The sequence below is a fragment of the Amycolatopsis iheyensis genome, assembly GCF_024703995.1.
Taxonomy (GTDB): domain Bacteria; phylum Actinomycetota; class Actinomycetes; order Mycobacteriales; family Pseudonocardiaceae; genus Amycolatopsis; species Amycolatopsis iheyensis.
In genome coordinates, this window is the sequence record NZ_JAMXQV010000001.1 from 729,640 (window position 1) to 753,473 (window position 23,834).

At 72.8% G+C, this 23,834-nt stretch carries 24 protein-coding genes and 1 pseudogene; 13 read left to right on the plus strand and 12 right to left on the minus strand.

Annotated elements, in window-relative coordinates; genetic code table 11:
• Nucleotides 1-36 precede the first annotated feature (36 nt).
• Nucleotides 37-249: a DUF5988 family protein gene (locus tag M8542_RS03650; RefSeq protein WP_257918520.1), complete on the minus strand. Its 213-nt coding sequence runs from the start codon at nt 247-249 to the stop codon at nt 37-39.
• Nucleotides 250-458: 209 nt separating this feature from the next.
• Between M8542_RS03650 and M8542_RS03655 the strand changes: the two genes are divergently transcribed.
• The 8 genes from M8542_RS03655 to M8542_RS03690 all read left to right on the plus strand — a co-directional run bounded on the left by M8542_RS03655 (nt 459) and on the right by M8542_RS03690 (nt 9,665).
• Nucleotides 459-1,205, plus strand: coding sequence for a thioesterase II family protein (locus M8542_RS03655; RefSeq protein WP_257918521.1), 747 nt, complete (start codon nt 459-461; stop codon nt 1,203-1,205).
• An 81-nt stretch (nt 1,206-1,286) separates the two neighbouring features.
• Nucleotides 1,287-2,483 (plus strand): glycosyltransferase, encoded by a 1,197-nt coding sequence (locus M8542_RS03660; protein ID WP_257918522.1) that lies wholly within the window; start codon nt 1,287-1,289, stop codon nt 2,481-2,483.
• The gene (locus tag M8542_RS03665) at nt 2,480-3,448 is read left to right on the plus strand and encodes an ATP-binding cassette domain-containing protein (protein ID WP_257918523.1); all 969 of its coding nucleotides are present in this window, start codon (nt 2,480-2,482) and stop codon (nt 3,446-3,448) included. The genes M8542_RS03660 and M8542_RS03665 overlap by 4 nt, the downstream gene beginning before the upstream one ends.
• A gap of 1 nt (nt 3,449) precedes the next feature.
• Nucleotides 3,450-4,292, plus strand: coding sequence for an ABC transporter permease (locus tag M8542_RS03670; protein WP_257918524.1), 843 nt, complete (start codon nt 3,450-3,452; stop codon nt 4,290-4,292).
• Between the two features lie 55 nt (nt 4,293-4,347).
• Entirely contained in the window at nt 4,348-4,473 is a 126-nt protein-coding gene (locus M8542_RS03675) for a hypothetical protein (RefSeq protein ID WP_257918525.1), read from the plus strand.
• Nucleotides 4,474-4,669: 196 nt separating this feature from the next.
• Nucleotides 4,670-5,578: an ABC transporter ATP-binding protein gene (locus tag M8542_RS03680; RefSeq protein WP_257918526.1), complete on the plus strand. Its 909-nt coding sequence runs from the start codon at nt 4,670-4,672 to the stop codon at nt 5,576-5,578.
• Nucleotides 5,575-6,918: an ABC transporter permease gene (locus M8542_RS03685; protein ID WP_257918527.1), complete on the plus strand. Its 1,344-nt coding sequence runs from the start codon at nt 5,575-5,577 to the stop codon at nt 6,916-6,918. The genes M8542_RS03680 and M8542_RS03685 overlap by 4 nt, the downstream gene beginning before the upstream one ends.
• Before the next feature lie 5 nt (nt 6,919-6,923).
• Nucleotides 6,924-9,665, plus strand: a complete 2,742-nt coding sequence (locus M8542_RS03690; protein WP_257918528.1) for a bifunctional YncE family protein/alkaline phosphatase family protein — start codon at nt 6,924-6,926, stop codon at nt 9,663-9,665.
• A gap of 5 nt (nt 9,666-9,670) precedes the next feature.
• On the opposite strand, the gene M8542_RS03695 is transcribed toward M8542_RS03690, so the two are convergent.
• The 4 genes from M8542_RS03695 to M8542_RS03710 form a co-directional block, all read right to left on the minus strand.
• On the minus strand, nt 9,671-11,221 hold the full coding sequence (locus M8542_RS03695; RefSeq protein ID WP_257918529.1) for a helix-turn-helix domain-containing protein: 1,551 nt from the start codon (nt 11,219-11,221) through the stop codon (nt 9,671-9,673).
• Entirely contained in the window at nt 11,221-12,606 is a 1,386-nt protein-coding gene (locus tag M8542_RS03700) for a carboxylesterase/lipase family protein (protein ID WP_257918530.1), read from the minus strand. Before M8542_RS03700 ends, M8542_RS03695 begins: the two co-directional genes overlap by 1 nt.
• A complete protein-coding gene (locus tag M8542_RS03705; RefSeq protein WP_257918531.1) occupies nt 12,603-13,985 on the minus strand; it encodes an FAD-binding oxidoreductase in 1,383 nt (460 codons plus the stop codon). The genes M8542_RS03700 and M8542_RS03705 overlap by 4 nt, the downstream gene beginning before the upstream one ends.
• A gap of 96 nt (nt 13,986-14,081) precedes the next feature.
• Entirely contained in the window at nt 14,082-15,470 is a 1,389-nt protein-coding gene (locus M8542_RS03710) for a dihydrolipoyl dehydrogenase family protein (protein WP_257918532.1), read from the minus strand.
• A 74-nt stretch (nt 15,471-15,544) separates the two neighbouring features.
• On the opposite strand from M8542_RS03710, the gene M8542_RS50240 reads away from it, so the two are divergent.
• Nucleotides 15,545-16,471: an AraC family transcriptional regulator gene (locus M8542_RS50240; RefSeq protein WP_257918533.1), complete on the plus strand. Its 927-nt coding sequence runs from the start codon at nt 15,545-15,547 to the stop codon at nt 16,469-16,471.
• A gap of 56 nt (nt 16,472-16,527) precedes the next feature.
• Nucleotides 16,528-16,890, plus strand: coding sequence for an STAS domain-containing protein (locus M8542_RS03720; RefSeq protein WP_257918534.1), 363 nt, complete (start codon nt 16,528-16,530; stop codon nt 16,888-16,890).
• On the opposite strand, the gene M8542_RS03725 is transcribed toward M8542_RS03720, so the two are convergent.
• Together M8542_RS03725 and M8542_RS03730 are read right to left on the minus strand one after the other, a co-directional pair.
• Nucleotides 16,887-17,288, minus strand: a complete 402-nt coding sequence (locus M8542_RS03725) for an ATP-binding protein (RefSeq protein ID WP_257918535.1) — start codon at nt 17,286-17,288, stop codon at nt 16,887-16,889. The genes M8542_RS03720 and M8542_RS03725 overlap by 4 nt on opposite strands.
• Before the next feature lie 118 nt (nt 17,289-17,406).
• A complete protein-coding gene (locus tag M8542_RS03730) occupies nt 17,407-18,300 on the minus strand; it encodes a LysR family transcriptional regulator (protein ID WP_257918536.1) in 894 nt (297 codons plus the stop codon).
• Between the two features lie 79 nt (nt 18,301-18,379).
• Between M8542_RS03730 and M8542_RS03735 the strand changes: the two genes are divergently transcribed.
• A complete protein-coding gene (locus M8542_RS03735) occupies nt 18,380-19,288 on the plus strand; it encodes an EamA family transporter (RefSeq protein ID WP_257918537.1) in 909 nt (302 codons plus the stop codon).
• A gap of 103 nt (nt 19,289-19,391) precedes the next feature.
• Complete coding sequence (locus tag M8542_RS03740; protein ID WP_257918538.1) at nt 19,392-20,012, plus strand: NAD(P)-dependent oxidoreductase; 621 nt, start codon at nt 19,392-19,394, stop codon at nt 20,010-20,012.
• A gap of 215 nt (nt 20,013-20,227) precedes the next feature.
• Here M8542_RS03740 and M8542_RS03745 read toward each other — a convergent pair whose 3' ends face one another.
• From M8542_RS03745 to M8542_RS03765, 5 genes are read right to left on the minus strand one after another with little or no spacing between them, the layout of a single operon-like run.
• Entirely contained in the window at nt 20,228-20,635 is a 408-nt protein-coding gene (locus M8542_RS03745; RefSeq protein WP_257918539.1) for a hypothetical protein, read from the minus strand.
• Complete coding sequence (locus M8542_RS03750) at nt 20,632-21,558, minus strand: metallophosphoesterase family protein (RefSeq protein WP_257918540.1); 927 nt, start codon at nt 21,556-21,558, stop codon at nt 20,632-20,634. Before M8542_RS03750 ends, M8542_RS03745 begins: the two co-directional genes overlap by 4 nt.
• Complete coding sequence (locus M8542_RS03755) at nt 21,555-21,953, minus strand: plastocyanin/azurin family copper-binding protein (RefSeq protein ID WP_257918541.1); 399 nt, start codon at nt 21,951-21,953, stop codon at nt 21,555-21,557. Before M8542_RS03755 ends, M8542_RS03750 begins: the two co-directional genes overlap by 4 nt.
• A gap of 39 nt (nt 21,954-21,992) precedes the next feature.
• Nucleotides 21,993-22,682 (minus strand): Rieske (2Fe-2S) protein, encoded by a 690-nt coding sequence (locus M8542_RS03760; protein ID WP_257918542.1) that lies wholly within the window; start codon nt 22,680-22,682, stop codon nt 21,993-21,995.
• On the minus strand, nt 22,679-23,260 hold the full coding sequence (locus M8542_RS03765) for an RNA polymerase sigma factor (protein WP_257918543.1): 582 nt from the start codon (nt 23,258-23,260) through the stop codon (nt 22,679-22,681). Before M8542_RS03765 ends, M8542_RS03760 begins: the two co-directional genes overlap by 4 nt.
• 112 nt (nt 23,261-23,372) lie before the next feature.
• Between M8542_RS03765 and M8542_RS03770 the strand changes: the two are divergent.
• Nucleotides 23,373-23,834 (plus strand): annotated as a pseudogene (locus tag M8542_RS03770) (twin-arginine translocation signal domain-containing protein); the annotation flags it as partial.

Here is a 23,834-nt window from a genome sequence, read left to right on the forward strand (position 1 = left end):
GCCGTTGGCCGGATACCCCTGGGCACCCCTAGCGGATCACTCGGCGACCCGCGTGCGGCCGCACCAGGTGAACACCGGCTGGGTGGCGCCGCCGGTCGTGGTGGTGAACTCGCCCTCGTGGGTGAAGTGCTCGTAGCCCGCGCCGAAGCTCACCTTCGCGACGTCGGCGATGTCGCCGACCGTCCACTCGCGGTGCCGCTCGATCAGCTCGGTGGGGCCGCCGGAAAGCGTGACCTTTATTTTCGACATGAGTCGTCCTCCGTGTCGTTTCGGTACCGGGAATGAAACGCGGAATGTGTTCTGCGTCTCTCGAATGTGCCGGACGGCCGATCGTCGTGTCAAGGTGGGCGGCTCCTATTCCGGAATGGCGCCGGACAGGGGTCGCGCAGGGTGCGATAGGGGTTGTCCCCGGTGTGCGGGCTTTGCGAATCTGCTCCGAAAGGCCTTGGGAGAAGGGGATGACCGTGCCCGAAAGCAGCTGGCTCCGCACGTTCCACGACCGGCCCGGCGACGGCCACCGGCTGGTGTGCTTCCCGCACGCCGGGGGCTCCGCGAGCTACTTCTACCCGCTCGCGAAGGCGTTCGCGGCCGAACCGGGCGGCCCGGCGGAAGTCGTCGCCGTGCAGTACCCGGGCCGGCAGGACCGGCGGGCCGAACCGTTTGCCGCGGGTATCGAGGAGCTGGCCGAGAAGATCGCCGCCGTGCTGGCCGGCGGCGACCGCCCGATGACGTTCTTCGGGCACAGCATGGGCGCGACGATCGCCTTCGAAGTGGCGCGCCGGGTGCCGCCGGCCGCGCTGGTCGTCTCCGGCCGGGCCGCGCCGTCGGCGCACCGCGGCGGCACGTCGCACCTGCTCGGCGACGACCAGCTGATCCGCGAGGTCCGGGCGCTGGCCGGCACCGACGCCACGCTCTTCGGCGACGACGAGCTGCTGCGCATGGTGCTGCCGGCGATCCGGGCCGACTACCGCGCGGTCGAGACGTACGAGCCGACCCCGGGCGCCGCGGTCGACGTGCCGATCGTCGCGCTGACCGGCACCGAAGACCCGCGCGTCACGGTGGCCGAGATCGCCGCGTGGGAGCAGCACACGCGCCGGGAGTTCACGCTCCACACCTTCCGCGGCGGGCACTTCTACCTCGACCACCACCGCACCGGGATCGTCGCGCTTCTGCGCCCCGGCCTGCGGGAACGCGCTGCCGCCTAGGGGTGGCTAAGGGTTGTCGCCGCGGTCGCCGCCTCCCTAGTGTCCGAAGCATCCGGCGATCCACAATGGAAGGTGTTGACCGTGCGAGTTCTGTGCACAGTGACCGGCTCGCCCTCGCACGCCAGGGCGATGCTCCCGATCGCCAGGGGCCTGGTGGAGGCGGGGCACGAAGTCCTCGTCGCCACCTCGGACTACCTGGTGAAGACCTACGACGGCGAGCCCGTGGACGTCCGGGTGACCATGCCGGACCTCGGCGAGGTCATCCTCAACATCCGCGCGTACTCCGAGCGGCACAACGGCGGGGTGCCGGACGAGCGCCTCGACATGATCTCCTTCGCCGGCGAGAAGCACGTGACGAACGCCTACGAGAAGACGTTCCCGCTCGCCAAGGACTTCGCCCCGGATCTCGTGCTGCGGGACGGCTCGGAGCTGTCGGGCTGCCTGATCGCCGAGGCCCTCGACGTCCCGCTGTTGTCGGTGCCCTCGGGCGCGGGCAACACCCTCGACCCGGACGGCCTGCTGCCGCTGCTGAACGAGCGCCGCCGCGAGGTCGGCCTGCCCGAAAGCACCGATCGCGACGCCATCTACCGCAACGGCCGCATCGACTGCATGCCGCACCGCTACTCGTTCGCGAACTACGGTCCGCCGCAGGCGTTCGCCTACCGGCAGCCCCTCGACGTCAAGCGCAACCTGCGGCTGCCCGAAGAGGTCGCCGCGCTCTCCGGCGACAAGCCGCTGGTGATCGCGTCGATCGGCACCACGCTCGGCATGGTCAAGACGATCCGCGAACAGGGTGTGGCGGCCGACGAGCACTCGCCCGAAGCCGCGACGCCGCTGGCCGCGATCGTCGCCGGACTGTCCGAAGTGGACTGTCACGCGGTCGTCGCCACCGGCGGCTACCCGGTCGAGGTGCCGGTGGGCGCCAACGTCCACCTCTACGACTGGATCCCGCAGCCGCTGCTGCTGCAGTGCGCGCAGGCGTTCCTGACCCACTGCGGCTACAACAGCACCCGCGAAGCGGTCGGCGCCGGTGTCCCGATGGCCGGGCTGCCGCTGATGGGCGACCAGGAGTACCACGCGACGCGCGCCGAGAAGATGGGCCTGGGCAAGAAGGTGCCGCAGGAGAGCGGCGAGGCTATCGCGGAGACCGTCACGGCGTTGCTCGGCGACGGCGCGGTCCAGGCCGAAGTGCGCCGCGCGCACCGGGAAATGCTGGCCCTGCCGGGTGTCGACGGCGTCGTCGAGCACCTCGAGCACGTGGTGGCGCGGGCGAAATGAGCGCCGAGCTCGCCATCGAGGCCCACGGGCTGACCAAGACGTTCGGGAAGGCCCGCGCGGTGGACGGCGTGGACCTCGCGGTCCGGGCCGGCGGGGTCTACGCGATCCTCGGGCCGAACGGCGCGGGGAAGACGACCACCGTGCGGATGCTGGCCACGCTCCTGCCGCCGGACGGCGGGACGGCCCGGGTGCTCGGCCACGACGTCGTGGCCGACGCCGACCGGGTGCGCGGCCGGATCAGCCTCACCGGCCAGTTCGCGTCGCTGGACCAGGACCTCACCGCGCGCGAGAACCTGGTGCTGCTCGGCCGGCTCCACGGCTTCCGCGGCCGGGAGGCCCAGGACCGCGCCGACGAGCTCCTCGACGTCTTCGACCTCACCGACGCCGCGGCTCGGCCGGTGAAGACGTACTCGGGTGGCATGCGCCGGCGGGCCGACATCGCCGCCGGCCTGGTCGTGGCCCCCGACCTGATGTTCCTCGACGAGCCGACGACCGGGCTCGATCCCCGCAGCCGCAACCAGGTCTGGACGATCGTGCGCGCGCTGGTGTCGACCGGCACCACGGTGCTGCTCACCACGCAGTACCTCGACGAAGCCGACCAGCTGGCCGACCGGATCGCGGTGGTCGACCACGGCCGGGTGATCGCCGAAGGGACGTCGGGGGAGCTGAAGGCGTCGGTCGGCTCGGCCGCGCTGCGGCTGCGGCTCACCGACCCGGCCGACCGCGAGCACGCCCACGGGCTGCTCGCCGGCCAGCTCGGCGTCCCGGTGCGCTTCGGCGCCGAGCCGGGCACGTTGACCGCGCAGGTCGCGGGCGCCGCGGCCGAGCAGGCGGCGGTCGCGCTGGCTTCGCTGTCGCGGGACGGGATCGGCGTCGCCGACTTCGGCCTGAGCCACCCGAGCCTGGACGAGGTCTTCCTGACCCTGACCGGGAAACCGGTCGAGCGCGAGGAGAAGGTGAGCTGACGTGACGGAAACCCAGGCACCGCCGCTCGACGAGCTCGCCACCGCGCACCTGCGGGCGGTGCTCACCTCGCGCCCCCGCCCGCCGCGGCCCGGCCCGCTCACGACGTCGCTCGTGTTCGGCCGGCGGACGCTGCTGAAGCTGAAGCACCTGCCCGAGCAGCTGATCGACGTCACCGCGTTCCCGATCATGCTGACGCTGATGTTCACCTACCTCTTCGGCGGCGCGATCGCCGGCTCGACCGGGGACTACCTGCAGTTCCTGCAGCCGGGGATCCTGGTGCAGACCATCGTGATGATCACGATGACCACCGGGAGCGCGCTCAACGCCGACCGGGTGTCCGGCGTCTTCGACCGCTTCCGCTCGCTGTCGATCTGGCGGCCGTCGGCACTGGTCGGCGCGCTGCTCGGGGACGGCGCGCGGTACCTGCTCGGCTGCGTGATCGTCCTGGCGCTGAGCCTGGTCCTCGGCTTCCGGCCGGCCGGCGGGCTCGGCGGGGTGCTCGCCGCGGTCGCGCTGGTGCTGGTGTTCTCCTTCAGCCTCGGCTGGCTGTGGACGACGCTGGGGCTGCTGCTGCGCACCCCGCAGGCGGTGACGTCGCTGAGCATGTTCGTGATGCTCCCGCTCACCTTCGCCAGCAACATCTTCGTCGACCCGAAGACGATGCCGGGCTGGCTGTCGTCGGTGGTCGGCCTCAACCCGATCACCCACCTGACCACGGCGGTGCGCGCGGCGATGGGCGGCACGGTGACGTCCGGCCAGGTCGGGGTGGTGCTGCTCTGGTGCGCGGTGCTGGTCGGCGTGTTCGCGCCGGCGACCATGCGGCTGTATCGGATCAGGCACTGAGCGTGAACCTTTGGTACCCTGAAAACGAAGATCGACAACTGGGAGGAACCTCGAAATGGGCCTGATCTCGAAGATCGCGGGCATGCTGGGCGGCAAGAAGGGCATCGACCGGGAGCGCCACAACCGGGAGAAGGACCTGGACAAGGAGCGCCGCCGCGACAACAACGGCAACCGTCGCTGAGTCCATTGTGGACATTTACTGAGGTAAGGCTACGGTTAAGCCGGCGCAAGACTCCGGTTTAACTCGGACATTTCACCACGGCGGCGGCCGCCGGTCGGCTCCCGTTCGATCAGCGTTCACCCTGCTCGCCCGCCGGCGTAATTTGCGGTCCCTAAGTTTTCTGGCGCAAGCCACGGAAACGAAGGCAAAGGGACCCATGGACGCACCCCTGGCAGTGAGAGCGCGCGGGATCACCAAGTGCTTCGGTGACGTCGTCGCGCTCGACGGCATCGACCTGGACGTCGCGCCGGGCCAGATCCACGGCCTGGTGGGCCCGAACGGCGCGGGCAAGACGACGCTGCTCGGGCTGCTGCTCAGCCTGGCGGTCGCCGACGAAGGCCGGCTCGAAATCTTCGGCGCCCCGGTCGGCCGCGCACTCGCGGCGCCCGGGGGTGTCGCGGGGTTCGTCGACGGGCCCGGGCTCTACCCGGCGCTCACCGCGCGGCAGAACCTGGCCGCGCTGGCGGCGTTGCGCGGCCAGGCCGCGGCGATCGGGGACGTGCTCGAGGAAGTCGGGCTCACCGACGTCGCCGACGACCGCGTGCGCGGCTTCTCCCTGGGCATGCGGCAGCGGCTCGGGCTCGCCGCGGCCCTGCTCACCGAGCCGCGGCTGCTGGTCCTCGACGAGCCGGCCAACGGCCTCGACCCGGCCGGCAAGAAGCACGTGCACGGCGTGCTGAACCGGCTGGCGGCGGGCGGCGCCACCGTCGTGCTTTCCAGTCACCGCATGGACGATCTCGAGGCGCTGTGCTCCGAGGTCACCATCCTCGCCACCGGCCGCATCGTCTTCACCGGCCCGCTGGCCAAGCTGTCCGCCGAAAACGGCGAGCTGGACTACCGGTTGCGCACCTCGGACCCGGCGGCCGCGCGGCCGCTGGTCGCCGACGCCCCGGGCGTCCGCCTCGCCGACCGCGACGACGACGTCTTCGTGGTGCGCGCGCTGGTGCCCGCCCTCGACGAACTGGTGCTGCGCCTGGCGAAGGACGGCATCGCCGTGCGCGAGCTCGCCCCCGTGGTTTCCCCGCTGGAAGCGGCTTTCCTCGCGCTGACCGAGGTGAACCGATGACCGCGGTCGCCGTCGAAGCCGCCAAGCCGGTCCCGGTCGCCCGCGGCTACCGCTTCGAGTTCGTCAAGCTCTTCGCCGCCTGGCGCATCCGCCTGCTGGTGCTCGCCTGCTGGATCGCGCCCGCGCTGTTCGTCGCCGTCGTGAGCGAGCAGAGCTCGTTGCCCGTCGACACCCTCTTCGGGCGCTGGATGAACGCGACCGGCTGGGCCGGGCCGCTGGTGATGCTCGGTTTCGCGGGCACGTACGCGCTGCCGCTGCTCACCTCGGTGGTGGCCGGTGACGTCTTCGCGTCGGAAGACCGGCTCGGCACCTGGCGCCACCTGCTGGTCGCGGTCCGCTCGACCCGGCGGATCTTCGTCGCGAAAGCGCTGGCCAGCCTCACCGTCATCCTGGTGCTCGTGGCCGGGATGGCCGTTTCCGGGGCGGTGGGCGGCGTGCTGGCCGCCGGCAACCGGCCGCTGCCGGGGCTGGACGGCCACCTGCTCATCCCGGGTGACGCCGCTGTGCAGGTCACGCTCGCCTGGGTGTGCGTGCTCGCGCCGACCCTGGCGCTCGGCGCGATCGGCCTGCTCGGGTCGGTCGCGTGGGGCCGGTCGCCGATGGGCCTGCTGCTGCCCGCCGTCGTCGCCCTGGTGATGGCGCTCGCCCAGCTGCTGCCGCTGCCCGTCGCCCTCCGGCTCGCCCTGCCCAGTTACGCCTTCATCGCGTGGAACGGCCTGTTCACCGACCCGGGCCAGCTCGGGCCGCTGCTGATCGGCGTCGGGGTCAGCCTGGCGTGGGCCGTCGCCGCGACCGCGTTGGCCTACCTGCTGTTCGTGCGCCGCGACTTCACCGACCTCGGCCACGACGGCTCCGGCCGGCGCGGGCTCGTCGTCGGCGCCGTGCCGCTGGTGGCGCTGCTGGCCGTCACCGCCGGGATCCTCGCGGTGGCGACACCGGCCACCGGCTCGGGGATCGACCAGGACAAGGTCCAGCGCTCACTCGCCACCTCGTTCGCCCACCTCTACCGGCTGCAGGCCGGGCAGCTCAACCGGCCCGACGTCACCGAAGCGCAGCTGGGCGCCACCGCCGCATGCACGAAGGGCGACGGCCTGGTCGAGCCCGAGGGGCCCGGCAACGACTGGCGGTGCGTCGTCTCCTGGCACCTGCCCGGGATCGACGCGACGGGACAGGCGATCTACCAGCTCGACATCACCTCCGACGGGCGGTACGTCGCCGACGGCGACGGACCGAAGGAAGTGAACGGCTACTTCCAGGTGCGGACCCCGGCCGGGGACCAACCCAACCCGCTCTGGCAGTTCGACGGGAACGTCGAGCTGCTCACCACCACGAAGGGATAGTCCCGATGCAGGTAACCCGCCGCAGACGGCGTGCCGGGAAGAACCGCGCGAGCCGGCATCGGCTGCGCTACGCGACGGCCGGTTCCGCCACGCTCGTGCTCGTCGCCACCGGCACCGGTGTCGGCGTCGCGTCGACGGCGCAGTTCGGCAAGGACCAGGTCGGCCAGGTCACCGAAAACGGCCAGGTCGTCTCCGCCGACCAGTACCTCAAGCCGATCGGCGACCGCCTGGTCGTCGACAACGGCAAGATCATGGCGTCCTCGGTCAGCCCGGACGGCAGCCACCTCGCCGCGCTGACCACCGACGGCGGGATCGCGCTCACCGTCGTCGACCTGAAGACCTGGCAGGTGCAGCAGCTCGTCGGCAACTCGGCGACGGCGAACCTGCGCATCGCCGGCAACGACGTCGGCCAGGAAGGGCCGTCGTACTCGCCGGACGGGAAGTCGTTGTGGCTGGCCCAGACCGACGGCTACACGCGCTTTTCCGTCAACCCGGACGGCACGGTCGCATCCCCGACTTCGGTCAAGATCCCGGCCGACGGCGCCAAGCACGCGCTGGTCGCCCAGGCCGTGTTCTCGCCCGACGGGTCCACTGTGTACTCGGCGGTCAACGGCCAGAACCGCGTCGTCGCCCTCGACGCGGCGACCGGCGCGATCAAGCAGAGCTGGGCCACCGGCAACGCGCCGCGCGACCTGGTCCGCGTCGGCAGCAAGCTGTACGTGAGCAACGAAGGCGGCCGCGCGGCCAAGCCCGGCGAGCCGACGCTGAACTCCTACAACACCCAGGTGCCGGCCAGCCCGTTCACCGGCGCCACCACCAGCGGCACGGTCAGCGTCATCGACCTGGCGAACGCGGCCGCCACGCCGAAGAGCATCGACGTCGGCCTCCACCCGACCGCGGTGTACGCCGCCAAGGGCGCGCTGTTCGTCACGAACACCGCGAGCAACACGGTGTCGGTCATCGACCCGGCCCGAGACAAGGTCGTCCAGACCATCGCGACCCAGCCGTGGCCGCAGGCCTCGGTCGGGTACGAGCCGGACGGGGTCACCCTCACCGGCGACGGGCACCTGCTGGTCACGCTCGGCCGCGCGAACGCGGTCGCCGTCTACCGCTTCCAACGGGCGCAGGAGCCGGTGAGCTACGTCGGCCTGCTGCCCACCGACTACTTCCCGACGGCGATCACGACCGTCGGCAAGGACGTCGTGGTCTCCAACACCCGCGGCATCGACGCCCGCCGGCCCACCACCGCGGCCGGGCACGGCACGCACGACACGACGTCGAGCGTGCAGCGTTTCCGGCTGCCGGACGACCGCGCGATCCGCGGCTACACCGCGCAGGTGTTCAAGCAGAACGGCTGGACGGACAACTCGGTCCAGGTGGCGCACGACAACGGCCACCGCAGCCCGGTGCCGGTCCCGGACCGGCTCGGTGACCCGTCGACCATCAAGCACGTCTTCCTGCTGGTCAAGGAGAACCGGACCTACGACCAGGTCTTCGGCGACGACGCGCGTGGCAACGGCGACCCGGCCGTGACGCAGTTCGGCGAAAACGTGACGCCGAACCAGCACGCGCTGGCCAAGCAGTTCGGCTTGTACGACAACACCTACGACATCGGCACGAACTCCGCCGAGGGCCACAACTGGCTGATGCAGGCCGACAACCCCGAGTACACCGAGTCCTCGGCGGGTGAGTACCTGCGCAGCTACGACACCGAGGACGACGCCCTCGGCCACCAGAGCACCGGGTTCCTCTGGACCGGCGCGCAGGCGGCCGGGAAGTCGGTGCGCGACTTCGGTGAGTTCCAGCAGTTCCTGACCAAGCCGGCCGGGGCGAGCTGGCAGAACCTGTACTGCGACGCCAAGAACATGGCCACCGGTGAGCCGACGGCCTACCCTCTGGTGTCGTCGTCGCCGATCCCGTCGCTGAACAACGTTTCGGTGCCGGGCTTCCCGAAGTTCGACACGTCGGTGCCGGACGTCTACCGGTACCAGGTCTGGAAGAACGACTTCGAGCAGCACGGGCCGGCCAACCTGAACATGTTCTGGCTGTCGAGCGACCACACCGGCGGCCCGCCGAACGCGGCCGCCCAGGTCGCCGACAACGACCTCGCGGTCGGTCGCATCGTGGACGAGATCTCGCACAGCAAGTACTGGAAGGACTCGGCGATCTTCGTCGTCGAGGACGACTCCCAGGCCGGTCTGGACCACGTCGACGGGCACCGGGCGCCGGTGCAGATCATCAGCCCGTTCGCCCAGCACGGCGTCGTCGACAGCCACTACTACTCGCAGATCACGATGATCCGGACGATCGAGCAGATCCTCGGCGTCAAGCCGATGAACCAGAAGGACAGCGCGGCGACGCCGATGAGCGCGGCGTTCACGAAGAAGCCGGACTTCACGCCGTTCACCGCGCTGCCGAACCGCACGTCGCTGACGGCCGGGCTGGCGACGCAGCCGTCGTGCGGGCCCGACGTGCCCGCCGCGGCCAACCCGGCAGCGGCTCCGGTGCCGTCTTCGGCGGTGCCGGCGGACAAGAAGCAGGTGGCCGCGCAGTGGCAGGAGTGGACGACGCACCAGCGGCTGACCGGCCCGAACGCCGTCGCGGACTACGCGAACCCCGCGCAGATGAACCACTTCACGTGGTACCAGACGCACGGCTGGTCGGTGCCCTACCCGGGTGAGCGCCAGGTCGTGGCGCCGGAGCAGGTGCCGGGGGCGTTCATCCCGTCCGCGGAATCGGACGGCTGACCGCGTCAGGTGAGGTCGTCGGCCAGGCGGTGGACGCGCAACGCCAGCTGGATGTCCAGCGCCCGGTCGCCTTCCTGCCAGTCCTCGCCCAGCAGCGCCGTGATGCGGTCGAGGCGCTGGTAGAGCGTGTTCGGGTGGATCGTCAGCTCCTCGGCCGCCGGGGTCTTGCGGCGGCCGTTGCGGAGGAAGACTTCCGCGGTGCGGACCAGGTCCGTGCCGCGGTCTTCGTCGTGGGTCAGCAGCGGCGCGAGGGTGCGTCCGGCGAAGGTGCTCGCCTCTTCGCGCCCGGCCTGGCTCAGCAGGTAGCGGTACGGGCCGAGGTCGGCGGGTGAGGCCGTGGCGCCTTGGCGTCCCAACGCGTTCAGGACCCGGACGCACGCGGCTGCGTCGTCGTAGGCGTCGGCCAGCGCGGCCGCTCCGGTGGCCGGGCCCGCCAGGCCCGTTGTGCCCAATGGCCACGAACGGACCGTCGCCTCGTCGGCGCGGACCAGGGCGACCCAGTTTCCGTCCACTGTGGACGAGAGTGGGGCGAGGTTCCGCAGCCGTGGGTCCTCGCTCACCACGACCAGGTGCGGGCGCCGAAGGTCGCGAACTTCGCGGACGCGCCGGGTCACCACGTGCTCGACCAGCTCCGCCGTGGTCCGGCGTTCGGCGCGCTCGACCGACGCCACCAGCGCGATCGTCATCGCCGAACGTTCCAGCAACCGGACGTCCGCCTCGTCGAGCGGGGCGTCGGGAACCACTTGCAGGGCCCCGAAGTACGCGTTCGCCGACGCCAGCGGCACGGTCACCGAGAGCCCGTCCACGCGAGTTCGCCGAACGTGGGCGAACAGCTTCGACGGCTTGCCTTCGAGTCGCGCGGCCACAAGCGCTCCGGCGCGGGCGGCCGCGCGGACCTCGTCGTGCTCGTCGGCGACCAGCACCAGCCCGGGCACCAGCTCCGACAGCGGGACCACGACGTCCTCGGGCGCGCCGCCGTGCAGGGCGACCTCCGAGAGCCGGTCGTGCAGCCGCACCGCGCGCTCCAGCCGGTCGTTCGCCGCCGCCAGCGCGGTGACCAGCTTGGCGTTCTCGATGGCGATCGCGGCGAACGAGCCCAGCGACGTCAGCAGCGACGACTCCGCCGCGGTGAACCGGCGCACCGCCCGCTGGGACACCATCAGCACGCCGGCCACCTTGCCCCGCAACCGCAACGGCACCCCGAGGATCGTGCGCAGGCCCTCGTCCTCGGCGACGCGGTCGACCTCGCCCAGATGCGTCAGCCCGGCGTCGCCGAGGTAGTCGGCGCTCTGCACCGGCTCGCCCGTGTCGGCGACCTGCCCGGCCAGCCCGCCGTGCGGCGGCAGCACGACCCCGCGCAGCCGCGGGCCGAGCGAGCCGTCGGTGACCCGGATGACGAGTGAGCCGTCCGGCTCGGCCAGCGCGAGGTAGGCGACGTCGACGCCGAGCAGGCGCCGCGCGTGGTCGACGACCTCCTGCGCCAGCGCGTCGAGGTCGTGGACCGCCGACAGGCGCAGGACGAGGTCGTACAGCTCGCGCAGGCCGTGGACGTCCATCAGCCCAGGTGCGTGGTCTCGTGCTCGGCCCAGCCGGGGTCGCCGGTGGCGGCGAACCGCGTCCACGCGGCGTTGACTTCGCGGGCGAGCTCGACCGGCGGGTTCTCACCGACGAGCCCGGCGGACGCGGCCAGGGAGTCGAACACGAACGGCAGCTCCATGCCGTGGCACGCGCCGAGCTTCGGGGCGCGCCACTCGAACTCGTACCGGAACGAGCGGCCCTGGTGGCTCTCGACGAGCTCCTTGACGCCGTCGCGGAAGACTAGGTCGGTCATGGCCTCGACGAACACCTCGCCCGCCGTCCGGGCGCCGCCGAGGCCGTAGCTCTTCAGGACACCCGCCGCGTCCGGGTGCGATGCCGACAACATGGTCACCGCCTGCTCGTCGGTCAGCACGTCGAGCAGCCCGGTCGGGCCGAAGTACAGCAGCATCTCCTCGCGGCAGGTCCCGGCGATCAGGTCGACGCCGGCACCCGCGCCGTTCCGGATCGCGGTGCCCGGGTGCTCGGGCAGGACGTCGTCGCCGACCAGCGGCAGGAACGGGCTGAGACCGTAACTGCGGTCCAGGCCGTCCTCACCGCGCAGGTCGGGGCCGCCGCCGGGCTTGAGGAGCGCGTCCTGCGCGTCGAGCAGCTGCTCGGTCGACAGCTTCCGGAACGCTTCGGCGGTGGGCTCGACGCCGAGGCCGTCGGCGACCGCGCGGGCGATCCGCTCGACCTCCGCGCGGCCGCGCACCATGTTCGCGTGTCCACTTTGGACGATCGCGCGGCGGAACAGCCCGGCCGACCGGGGCGAACCGAGCAGGCAGGCGACGCTGATCGCGCCGGCGGACTCGCCGAAGAGCGTCACGTTGGCCGGGTCGCCGCCGAACGCGGTGATGTTGTCCCGGACCCAGCGCAGCGCGGCGAGCTGGTCGCGCAGGCCGAGGTTGGTCGCGCCGCCCTCGAGGGGCAGGAAGCCGTCGATGCCGAGCCGATACTGCACGGTGACCAGCACCGCGCCGCCGCGGGTGAACGCCGTGCCGTCGTAGACCGGCGCGGAGCCGGTGCCGCCGATGAACGCGCCGCCGTGCACGAACACCAGCACCGGGAGGTTTTCCGCGCTCGGGTCCGGCGTCCAGACGTCGACGGTCAGGAACTCCGGGCCCTTCCGCCAGCCGGTGCCGACCACGGCCGACAGGTCGAGGCCGGGGATCTCGCGATGCCGTTGCGGCGCGGTGGGCCCGGCTTCGCGGGCGTCGCGGACGCCGTCCCACGGCGGGACCGGCGCGGGCTCGGCGAACCGCAGCTCGCCTTCGGGCGCGGCGGCGTAGGGGAGGCCGCGGAAGCGGACGCCGGTGGCGATCGCTTCGCCGCGGACGTCACCGGCGATGGTGCGGACGATCATGCGAGAGTCCCTTCGGGGAAGACCTTGCCGGGGTTGAAGATGTTCTGCGGGTCCAGGGCTTTCTTGACCGCGCGGTGCAGTTCGACCACTTCGGGGCCGAGCTCGCGGGCGAGGCCGGGTTGCTTGAGCAGGCCGACGCCGTGTTCGCCGGTGACGGTGCCGCCGAGGTCGAGCGCGCCGGCGATGATGTCGTCGAACGCGGCCTGCGCGTTCTTCTTCGCCGTCTCGTCGCCGGCCGGCGTGACCAGCAGCGGGTGCAGGTTGCCGTCGCCGATGTGGGCGACGTTGGCGATGAGGACGCCGTGGCGCTCCGCGGCCGCGTCGATGCGGGCCAGCATTTCGGGCACGGCCTGGGTCGGGACGCAGACGTCTTCGGTGAGCAGCGGGCCGAGCCGTTCGAGGGCGGGGTAGGCCAGGCGGCGGGCGGAGAACAGCGCGTCGGCCTCGGCCTGGTCGGTGGACTGGGCGGCCCAGGTCGCGCCGGCTTGCTCGAAGCAGTCGAGGATTTCGGCGGCTTCGTGCTCGCCGAGCGCGCCGGGGGCGTCGGTGCGGGCGAGCAGGACGACGTTCGCGTCGGCGCTCAGGCCCATGTTCTTCCACCGGTCGACGGCGGCCAGGCAGTGCCGGTCGACCAGCTCCAGCGCCGAGGGCAGCACGCCTCGCGCGGCGACCGCCGCGGCGGCCCGCCCGGCGGCGACAGTGGTGTCGAAGTACCCGGCGACCGTGCGTTCCGCCGCGCGGGCGGGCCGCAGCCGCACGGTGACCTCGGTGATCACGCCGAGCGTGCCCTCCGAGCCGACCATCAGCCCGGTCAGGTCGTAGCCGGCGACGCCCTTGGCGGTGCGGCGGCCGAGCCGGACGAGTTCGCCGGTCCCGGTGACGACCTGCAGGCCCAGGACGTAGTCGCGGGTGACGCCGTACTTGACGCAGCAGACGCCGCCGGCGTTGGTGGCGACGTTGCCGCCGATGGTCGACCACGGCGAGCTGGCCGGGTCCGGCGGGTACCAGAGGCCGCGCTCGGCGCAGGCGGCCCGCAGATCGTCGTTGACCACGCCGGGTTCGACGACGGCGAGCCGCTCATGTTCGTCGATCTCCTTGACCGCGGTGAGCCGGTCGGTGACCAGCACGACGCAGCCGTCGACGGCGTTCGCGCCGCCGGACAGCCCGGTCCCGGCGCCACGCGTGACGAGCGGGGTGCGGTTCTTCAGGCAGGCCTTGACCACGGCCTGGACCTCTTCGGCGGTGTGCGGCCGGACGACCACCGCGGGCGGAGCGTAAGGCGCCCACTCGGCCTCGTCGTGGGCGAAGCTCGCCACCACGTCCGGGTCGCGGACCAGGCGGTCCGCCGGCAGCCCGGCGGCCAGGTCGTCGATCAGCATCCGCGGGAACCTCCTCGTCACCGTGCCCCCACGCTAGGGCGGTGGTCCCGCTCTGGCCATGGGGAAAACCTCCACCAGGTGACGTCTGGGGTGTGCTCAGTGCCCAGGGGTCACCTTGCCGAAGACCTCGTTGAACGCCTCGGTCGTGCTCGGGTGCGTGTAGATCGAGCTCCGCAGCTCGGTCGCGGTGATGTGGTGGCGGATGGCCAGCGCGACGGTGTTGATGACCTCCTGCGCGTCGATGCTCAACAGCGCCGCGCCGAGGATGAGGTCGGTGTCGGCGTCGATGACGAACTTCATGAGCCCGCGCGTCTCCTCGACCGTGTAGGCGCGGGGCATCGCGACGATGTCGGCGACCTTCTCCCGCGCCACCGTGAAGTTCAGGCCCTGCTCGCGGGCCTCGCGCTCGGAGAGCCCGACGGTCGCCAGCGGCGGGGTGATGAACAGCGTGCGCGGCACGGCGACGCGGTCGGCCGTGGACCGCTCGCCCTGGCCCAGCAGCTGGTCCAGCACGATGCGGGAGTCGTCGAGGGACACGTAGGTGAACTGCGGGCCGCCGTTGACGTCGCCGAGAGCGTAGATGTGCGGCCGGCTCGTGCGGAGGTACTCGTCGACCTCGATGGCGCCGTTCGCCGCCGTCTTCACCCCGGCCGCGTCGAGGTGGAGGTCGTCGGTGACCGGACGGCGGCCGGTGGCGGGCAGGAGCGCGCCGGCCTCGACGCTGTGCGTCTCGCCGTCCTGTTCGTACTCGACCCGGGCGACGGCGCCGCGGTCGACGACCTTGGTGACCTTCGCGCCGGTGATGATCCGGACGCCGTCACCCTCGAGGATTTCCCGGGCGGTGGCGGCGATGTCGTCGTCCTCGCGCGGCAGCAGCTCCGCCGCCGCTTCGAGGACCGTCACGTGCGTGCCGAAGTGCTGGTAGATCGACGCGAACTCGAGCCCGAGGTAGCCGCCGCCGACGACCACCAGGCGCTCGGGCAGGGCGGTGGCCTGGGTCAGCTCGGTGCTGCTGACCAGGTGCTCGCTGGTCGCGAGGCCGGGGATGGGCGGGATCACCGGCGCGGAGCCGGTGTTGAGCAGGATCGTCGGCGCGGTGACGGTGACGCGGTCGTCGCCCTCGCCGACGGTGACCGTGTGCGGGTCGGTGAACCGGGCGGTGCCGGTGAGGACGGTCGCGGTGGGCTTGCCGTCCAGCGAGGCGAAGTTGCCCGCGCGGAACGCGCTCGTCAGGGCGCGCACGCCCTCGACCGAGTCGGCGAAGTACTCCTGCGCGTCGTCCTTGAGGTGCCGGGCGGTCGCGTAGTGCACGAGCATCTTGGTCGGGACGCAGCCGACGTTCGGGCAGGTGCCGCCGTACATGTTCGCCGACCGTTCGACCAGGACGACGCGCTGGCCGGCGTCGGCGAGCCCGTGCGCGGCCATCTTGCCGCCCTTGCCGAAGCCGATGACCAGGACGTCCGCGGAGAGCGTGGTGGGTGCCATGCGGCCGAGTCTGCTGCCGGGCCGGTGATCCGGCCAGGCTCGTCCATGTCATTTTTCTGCCCTAGAGTATCACCGTGGACACGGTCAGCCGGTTGCTGCGCGTGGCGCGGCTCGGCGCCCGGCTCGAGAAGCGCTGCCTGCTGGGCGCGGCCACCCGGATGGACGTCGCCCGCCTCGGCGCGTGCGAGGTGCCGTTCCACGTCCTGCTCGAGGGGGAGTGCCGGCTGCACGTCGGCGGCCGGGTGCTCGACCTGCGGGCCGGCGACGTGGTGCTGATCCCGAGCGGCGCCGAACACCGGGTGCTCACCCCCGGCTCGGGCCGGCGGCAGGGCACGGTCGAAACGGCGGGGGAGGCCTTCGACACGCAGCGCAGCGCGCGTGGCGGCGAGCCGGTGATCGACCTCTTCTGCGGCCGCTACACGGTGAACGCGGGCGCGGGCGCGCTGTTGTTCCGCAGCCTGCCCGAGGTGATCCACGTGTCGTTCGGGCCGGCGGACGAAGTGCTGCGCGGCCTGAGCGCGTTGCTGCGCGGGGAAGCGAGCCGCGAGGGCGAGGGCACCGAGGCGATCCTTTCGGCGCTGTGCACGGTGTTGCTGGCCATGGTGCTGCGGACGTCCCGCGGCGCGGCGACGGCGGAGGTGCTTTGGACCGCCGCGTCCGACCGCGAGATCGCGGCCGCCGTCGAGAGCGTGCTCGACGCGCCGGGGGAGGACTGGACGATCGACCGGCTCAGCCGCGCCGCCGCGATGTCCCGTGCGACGTTCTTGCGGCGGTTCTCGCGGGAGACCGGGATGACGGTCGGGGCGTTCCGCACCCGCGCCCGGCTGATGGCCGCGGCCCAGCTGCTGCTCGCGGGTGACGCGACCGTCGGCGCGGTCGCCGCTCAGGTCGGCTACCAGTCCGAATCGGCGTTTTCCCGGGCGTTCCGGGCCGAGCTGGGCACGACGCCGGCCCGGTTCCGACGGGAGCAGTCGGGTGCATCGATTTCGCATCGGTTGTAAGGTGGCAGCGGTTCAGCCTGCAGCCATCCCCCCATCCCCTTGTGGAAGGCCGCACCATGACCGCTCCGACGTTCGACGTCATCACGACGGCCGAGGCGAGCGAGGTCGCCGCGGGCGGAGATCTCGACCTCGCCGTCACCGGCCGCCTGGAAACCCTGCTGCGGCGCGAGCTGCGGCTGAAACCGCCGGCGCTGGTGTTCGACGCCTCGGCGGTGACGTTCTGCGGTGCCCGGGTGCTGACGGTCCTGCTGAACACGACGGCGGACGCCCGCCGCCTCGGCGTCCCGTTCGCACTGGCCGGCCGGCGTCGGGCGTTGCTGCGGCCGATCACCGCGCTGGGCCTGGACCGGGCGCTGCCGGTGCAGTGGAGCACGGCCGAGGCGCTGGCCTGGCTCGCCCTGGTGCCGCGGCTGTCCTAGCCCTCCTGGCACTCGACGCGGGCCCACACGAGCTTGCCCTCGTCGTGGTGGCTCACGCCCCACGCGAGGCTGAGCCGGTCGACGAGCAGCAGGCCGCGCCCGCCGCCGTGGTCGGGGGTGCGCAGCCGCGGCTCGCCGGCTCCGGCGTCGGCCACCGCGACCGTGACTTCGCACGGGTCGTGGGCGTGGTGGATCCGCAGCTGCCGCGGCCCGCCGCCGTGGCGGTAGGCGTTCTCGAGCAGCTCGCAGACGACGATCAGGATGTCGGCCAGGGACGCCTCCCCGAGCACGGCGAGCTTGCCCTCGGCCCACTGCCGCGCGGCGGTCAGCCCGGTCCGGCCGACCCCGCCCACGTCGAGGACGTGCCACCCGTTCCGGTCGGTTCCGCTCCAGCTCACCCGCACTGTGCGACTCCTCCTGTCGCCACGCTCCCCCACAGGCGCGGCTCCTTCAAGGGAGGTTTACCCGGGATGCCGAGTTTTACCCCTGCCGTCTGATCGCATCGGGTGATCGCGGTTAGCCCGCCTGGCCGTCACGCCGGGGGTGGATGCCGAGCAGCGTGACGAACTCCGTCGCCGCCGGGGTGGGGCTCGCCGCCGCCCAGATCACGTACTCCACCCGGCCCGGCGCGTCCGTGATGTCGATCGTCGCCACCCCCGTCAGCTGGGGCGCGTACCCCGACGGCAGCATCGCCACGCCCAGCCCCGGGCCGACCAGCCGGGCGATGTAGTCCGCGCTCGTGACCTCGTACGCCACCTCGCGGGCCAGGCCCGCCGCGGCGAACGCCTCGTCCGACTGGGCCCGGCCCGCCGTGCCCGCGGGGAGGTCGACGAACACCTCCGAAGCCAGCCGCCGCAAGCTGACCGTCGCCGCGCCCGCCAGCTCGTGGTCCGGGGCCACCACCGCGATCAGGTGGCCGCGGGCCAGCTCGTGGACCGCGACGCCGGTCGGCCGGGCCGTCGTCGGGAGGCCGAGGAACGCCACGTCGAGGGTGCCGTCGCGGACCTGCTCGATCAGGTCGTCGCTCGCGCCCACCCGGAGGCTGATGCGCACCTGCGGGAACCGCTCGTGGAACTCGCGCAGCGTCGCCGGGACGTCGGCCGCGGTCACCGTCGGGATCAGGCCGACCGCCAGCCGCCCGCGCACCTCGCCGATCGCCGCCGCGACCTCGGCCGCCGCCCGCTCCGCCGCGTCCAGGCACTGGCGTGCCGCCGGGAGGAACGCCTCGCCCGCCGGGGTCAGCCGCACCCGGCGGCTCGTCCGGTCGAACAGCCGCGCGCCGAGCTCCCGCTCCAGCCGCGCGACCTGGTGGCTGAGCGCCGACTGGACCACCAGGCACCGCTCGGCGGCGCGGGTGAAGTTCGCCGTCTCGGCGATGGCGACGACGTACCGGAGCTGCTGAAGTTCCACCCGGCCATCTTGGATCGCGATCGCTGGGGTGACAAACATGTGTTGGACTCATCAATCCCGCTCCGGTGGAATTCCCGGTATGACCAGTCAGCTCTCGCCCGCGGCCACCCGCCGCGTGGACGTGCCGCGCGTCGCGCTCACCGCGTTCGCGCCGGCGGTGTGGGGCACGACCTACATCGTCACCACCGAGTTCCTCCCGCCCGGCCACCCGCTGTTCGCGGGCCTGCTGCGCGCGCTGCCCGCCGGCCTGCTCGGCCTGGCGCTGACCCGGACGTTGCCGCGCGGCGCCTGGTGGGGCAAGGCGTTCGTGCTCGGCGTGCTGAACATCGGCCTGTTCCTGCCGCTGCTGTTCGTCGCCGCCGAACGCCTGCCCGGCGGCGTCGCCGCGACGCTCGCCGCCGCCCAGCCGCTCGTCGTCGCCGTGCTGTCCGTGGTGGTGCTGCGCGAACGCCTGACCGGGTGGCGGCTGTGCTGGGGCGCGGTCGGCATGGCGGGGGTCGGCCTGGTGGTGATCGGGCCGGAAGCGTCGTTCGACGGCGTCGGCGTCGCGGCGGGTCTGGCCGGCGCGGCGACGATGGCCCTCGGGGTGACGCTGACCAAGCGCTGGGGACGTCCGGCGGGGGTCGGCCCGACCGCGTTCGCCGGCTGGCAGCTCACCGCCGGCGGGCTGTTCCTGGTGCCGGTCACGTTCGCCGTCGAGGGAGCGCCGCCGGCCGTCGACGGCCCGGCGGTGCTCGGCTACCTCTGGCTCGGCCTGGTCGGCGGCCTGCTCGCGTACGCGCTGTGGTTCCGCGGCGTCACCAGCCTGCCGGTCGCGTCGGTGGCCGTGCTGGCGTTGCTTTCCCCGCTGGTCGCGGCCGTGCTCGGCGCGGTCGTGCTGGACCAGACGCTCGGCGCGGTGCAGCTAGCCGGCTTCGCGCTCGCGCTGGCCGCGCTCGTCGCCGGCCAGCTTCCCGCTCCGTTCTCCCGGAAGGAAAGTTCGAAGTGAAGTTCGCGGTTGCCGGCGCGGTCGTGCTGGACCAGACGCCCGGGCTGGCCGCGCTCGTCGCCGGTCAGCTTCCCGCTCCGTTCTCTCGGAAGGAAACTACGAAGTGAAGATCGTCGTCGCCGGTGCGGCCGGCATGGTCGGCTCGCGTGTGCTGACCGAAGCGGCCCGGCGGGGCCATGACCTCGTCGCGCTCCTGCGCACCAGCCGGCCGGACACGCTGCCGCCAGGTGTCATCGTCGCGGAGGCGGAGCCGGACCGGCTGCCGACGCTGTTCGCCGGCGCGGATGCCGTGGTCGCCGCGACCCGACCCGCGCCGGGGCAGGAACACACGGTGCCGGCCACGACGACGGCACTGCTGGACGCGGCGGCGGAGGCGGGCGCCCGCATCCTGGTCGTCGGCGGCGCGGCCCCGCTCCGCGCCCCCGGCGGCGGCCTGGTCCTCGACGACCCGCGTTATGTCCCACCGCAGTACCGCGCCATCGCTGAGGCGAGTGCCACGCAACTCGCGGTGTGCCAGGCCCACCAGACGGCCGACTGGGTGTACCTCAGCCCACCGGCGGTGCTGGAGCCGGGCACGCGGACGGGAAGCTACCGCCGCGGCACGACGGCGTTGCTGACGCTGCCGGATGGTGCTTCCCGGGTTTCGGCTGAGGATCTGGCGGTTGCGGTGGTCGATGAGCTGGAGCGGCCCAGCAGGGATCGGCACTTCACGGTCGGTTACTGAGCGCTAGCCGGAGATCCAGCAGTACAGCCGCGGCCCGCGGCGGCGAGCCACTGCTCGGACTGGTGCTGGGCCGCCGCACGGTTGCCGGCCGCGAGGTGGGCGTCGATCAGGACGCGGCGAGCGCCCTCCCGCGGTGGGCGTGGGTGACCCGCCCCCCGCGAACCTCGGGTCGGTCCTCCCGCTGTGGGAACCCAGGAAAGCGTCGCAGCCGGCCGTCACCGGGACGTCGCGGAAACGTCCTCCGCTCGTGCGCGAGGCCGCGCGCGCGGCCGCCGGAACCACGCGAACCCGACCAGGGCCACGACCGCCACCTCGGCCAGCACGCTCAGCAGGGCCTGCGGCGCGGGCTGGAACCCCCGCTCGGCGAAGCCGAACAGCCCGGTCGTCCGTGACAGTGCGAAGCCCGCCAGCGCCCCGGCTGCCAGGGCCGCCGCCGCGAGGCGCAGGAGGAACGGGCCGCCCGCCAGCAGCAGGAGGGCCACCGCCCACGCCGCCGCTGCCTGGACCAGGAACGCCGGGCCGATCACCGGGATCACCCGGTAGCCGCCGACGTACAGCTGCGCGTGGAGGAAGCCGCTGAACGCCAGGCACACCGCCGTCGTGATGCGCAGGAAGAGGTTCATGCCAGCTTCACGTCCTTCACCGCCAGGCCCGGGGTGCCGGGCCGGTAGGACACCTCGCGGATGCCGAGCGCGTCGGCGAGCTTGCCGGCCGGCAACGTCACCGGGGTCGGCGCCGGGCGCGATCCCGGCGCCGGCAAGGGGTACGCCGTCGTCGTCGCGCTGTGGAACGTCACGTTGCCCTCCGTCTTCGTGAACAGCTGGTGGACGTGCCCGTTCAGGCACGTCACCGACGAGAAGCGCCGCAGGTAAGAGAGCGCCTGGGTCGCGTCGTCGGTGCCCCAGCCCCACGCCGGGTACATCGCGAACAGCGGGATGTGGCTGAACACCACGATCGGCGTGTCCGAGCCGAGCTTCGCGACGTCCTTGCGGACGAACTCCAGCTGGTCCGGCCCCAGGTGCCCGAGCTTCTCCAGGCTCAGCGTGTTCACCAGGGCGATGAAGTGGACGCCCTTGACATCGAAGCTGTACCAGCCGTCGCCCGCGGTGCCGGCGCCGAACGCGCGGCGGTATTTCTGACCCGCGTCGTCGACCGAGTCGTGCTCGCCCGGCACCGTCGAGACATGGCCGGTGTCCAGCGTGCCCAGCATCTGCTTCACCTGGTCGAACTGGGCCGGCGTGGACAGGTGCGTCAGGTCGCCGGTGTGCATGACGAAGTCCGGGCGCCACCCCAGCGCGTTGATCTGCGTGAGAGCTTGGGAGAACGACGACTCGACGGCGGTGTTGGCCGGGCCCTTGAAGCCCAGGTGGCTGTCGCTGACCTGGACGAACCGCAGTGCGTTCGGGTCGTTGTCGGTGACCGCCTCGCCGGGCGCGGCGATTCGGCTGAGCACCTCGCCGCCGGTGACGGTCAGGACCACCGCGGCACCGAACCACGCGGTGTGGCGCAGCAGCTGGCGGCGGGTCATGCCCTCGTCTTCGGTCACGGCGTCACCGTCACGGTCGCGGTCATGAACGGGTGGATCGTGCACAGGTACTCGAACGTGCCCGCCGTCGTGAAGGTGTACTGGTAGGACTGTCCGGTTTGGAGGGTCGGCGAGCGGAGCGGGCCGCCCGATCCGGTGCTGGTGACGGTGTGCGCGTCCTGGTCCTGGTTGGTCCAGGTGACCGTGGTGCCGACCTTGACCGTCGTCGCGGCCGGCGCGAACGCGAAGTCCTTGATGGCCACGGCGTTCGCGGTGGAGTTCGCGGCCGCGGGCGGCGGTGGCGCCGTCATGCTCGCCATGTCGGACATCGACGGCGGCGGCGCGGCGGCCGGCTGCGGCCCGGCGCAGGCCGCGAGCGACAGCGCGGCTGCCGTCACGAGCAGAAAGTGTTTCACCCCAAGGGAATTCCTCATGGTGAGGAATACGCGGGCGGGTTACGCCCCCGTCGGCGGGACGAGCACTTCGACGACTCCGGCGGCCTCACGCACCACCAGGTGTGGCAGCGGTGGTGGCGTGACCGGCAGCTGGTGGGTCAGGACCCCGCCGTCGACCGCGAAGGACGTCCGGTGGCACGGGCAGTTCAGCCGCCGGGCCGGGGCGTCCAGGTTCAGCCGGCAGCCCAGGTGCGTGCAGGTCGCCGACACCGCCCGCACCTGGCCGCCGATCCGGTGCACGAACCCCGCCACCGCGCCGAAGTCGAACGGCAGCACGCCGCCCTCGGGCAGGTCGTGGGCGGCGGTCACCGCTCGCCACTGGCCGTTCTCCGGGCGCAGGACCTCTTCCGGCGGCGGTGGCGGTGGCGCCGCGGCCGGTTCGGCGCCCGACGTCACCAGGTACTCCACCCCGGCGCCCGCCGCGGCCGCCGCGGCGGCGGCCGACGACACCTGGATGAACCGGCGGCGGTTGCCGCCGCGGGGCGGGGCCGGTTCCCCGAGCTCCTGGGCGAGCCGCCGGTGCAGCCCGGCGACGAACTCCTCGCTCGCCGCCCCCGCACCCGGCCGGGCGGCGCGCAGCAGCACCGCGGTCCGCAGCTCGGCCTCGTCGGCCGGACCGGCCGCGAACGGGTGCGGCCGTCGCCGCCGCAGGAGGTCCTTGACGAACCGGCGGACGCCTCGAGTGCTCACGTCTCCATCCCTTCCGCCAGCTGAGCCGCCTGACGCAGTGCGCGGTGCTGCAACACTTTCGCGTTGCCGACGGTGGTGCCCAGCTCCGCCGCCGCTTCCTTGAGCGAACAGGCCTGCAGGAACCGCAGGCGCAGGATCCGGCCGTAGCGCTCGGGCAGCTGCGCGAGGATCGCTTCGGCGCGGGCGAGCAGGCCGGGGTCGACGGCCGCGGCCTCGAACGCGGCGATGTCGCGTTCCTCGTCCAGCGTGGTGATCTCCCGCCCGAGCGTGCGCCGCCAGTGCCCGGCGAGCACGGTGCGCGCGGTGGCCAGCAGGTACGCCCGGACCTCGCCCACGCTCGCCGAGACACGCAGTGGCCGCAGCGCGGTCAGGAAGACCTCGGTGGTGAGGTCCTCGGCGTCGGGCCGGTTGCCGACCTTCGAGAACATCAGGCGGTAGACGCGGTCGACGTTGTCGCGGTAGACCGCCTCCCAGTCCGGGTAGACGTCCGCGCCGACCGAGTGCAACCGGGCGCGTGGCGCCGCGCCCGCTTCGTCCTGTTCGGCGCGCTTGCGCCGGAACCGCTGTGCCACCGGCACCGCCCGCCTTCTCCCCGCCGTTTCTTCCCGCCACCTGAGAGATACGCGTCCGGGTTACGCCGTAACTCGTCACCGTATCGGCAGGCGAACCCTTCGACGACCTGGGAGCGCCATGACCACCTCGATGTCGCGCCGGCAGCTGCTCGTGACCGGCGGCGCGGCCGCCGCCGTGCTCGCCACCGCCGGCCTGCCCTCACCCGCCGCCGCGGCGCCGGCCCCGCCGGGTGGCGCGGGCGTCGTCCTGGCCTGGAACCGGGAGCTGCTGACCGTCGTCCGCACCCCCGGCCTGCAGCCGGCGACCGTGCACGCGACCCGGAGCTTCGCGCTGCTGCACGCGGCGATCCACGACGCCGTCGTCGCGACGACCGGCACCGGGCGGCCCTACCTGTTCACCGTCGACGTCCCCGGCCACGCGGCCCCGGAAGCCGCGGCGGCGCAGGCGGCGCACGACGTGCTGGCCGCCCTCTACCCGGCGCGTGCCGCGGACTTCGCGGCCCTGCTGGCCGGCCAGCTGGCGGCGGTGCGGCCCCCGGCGGCGCGCGACGCCGGCGTGCGGGCCGGGCAGCTGGTCGCC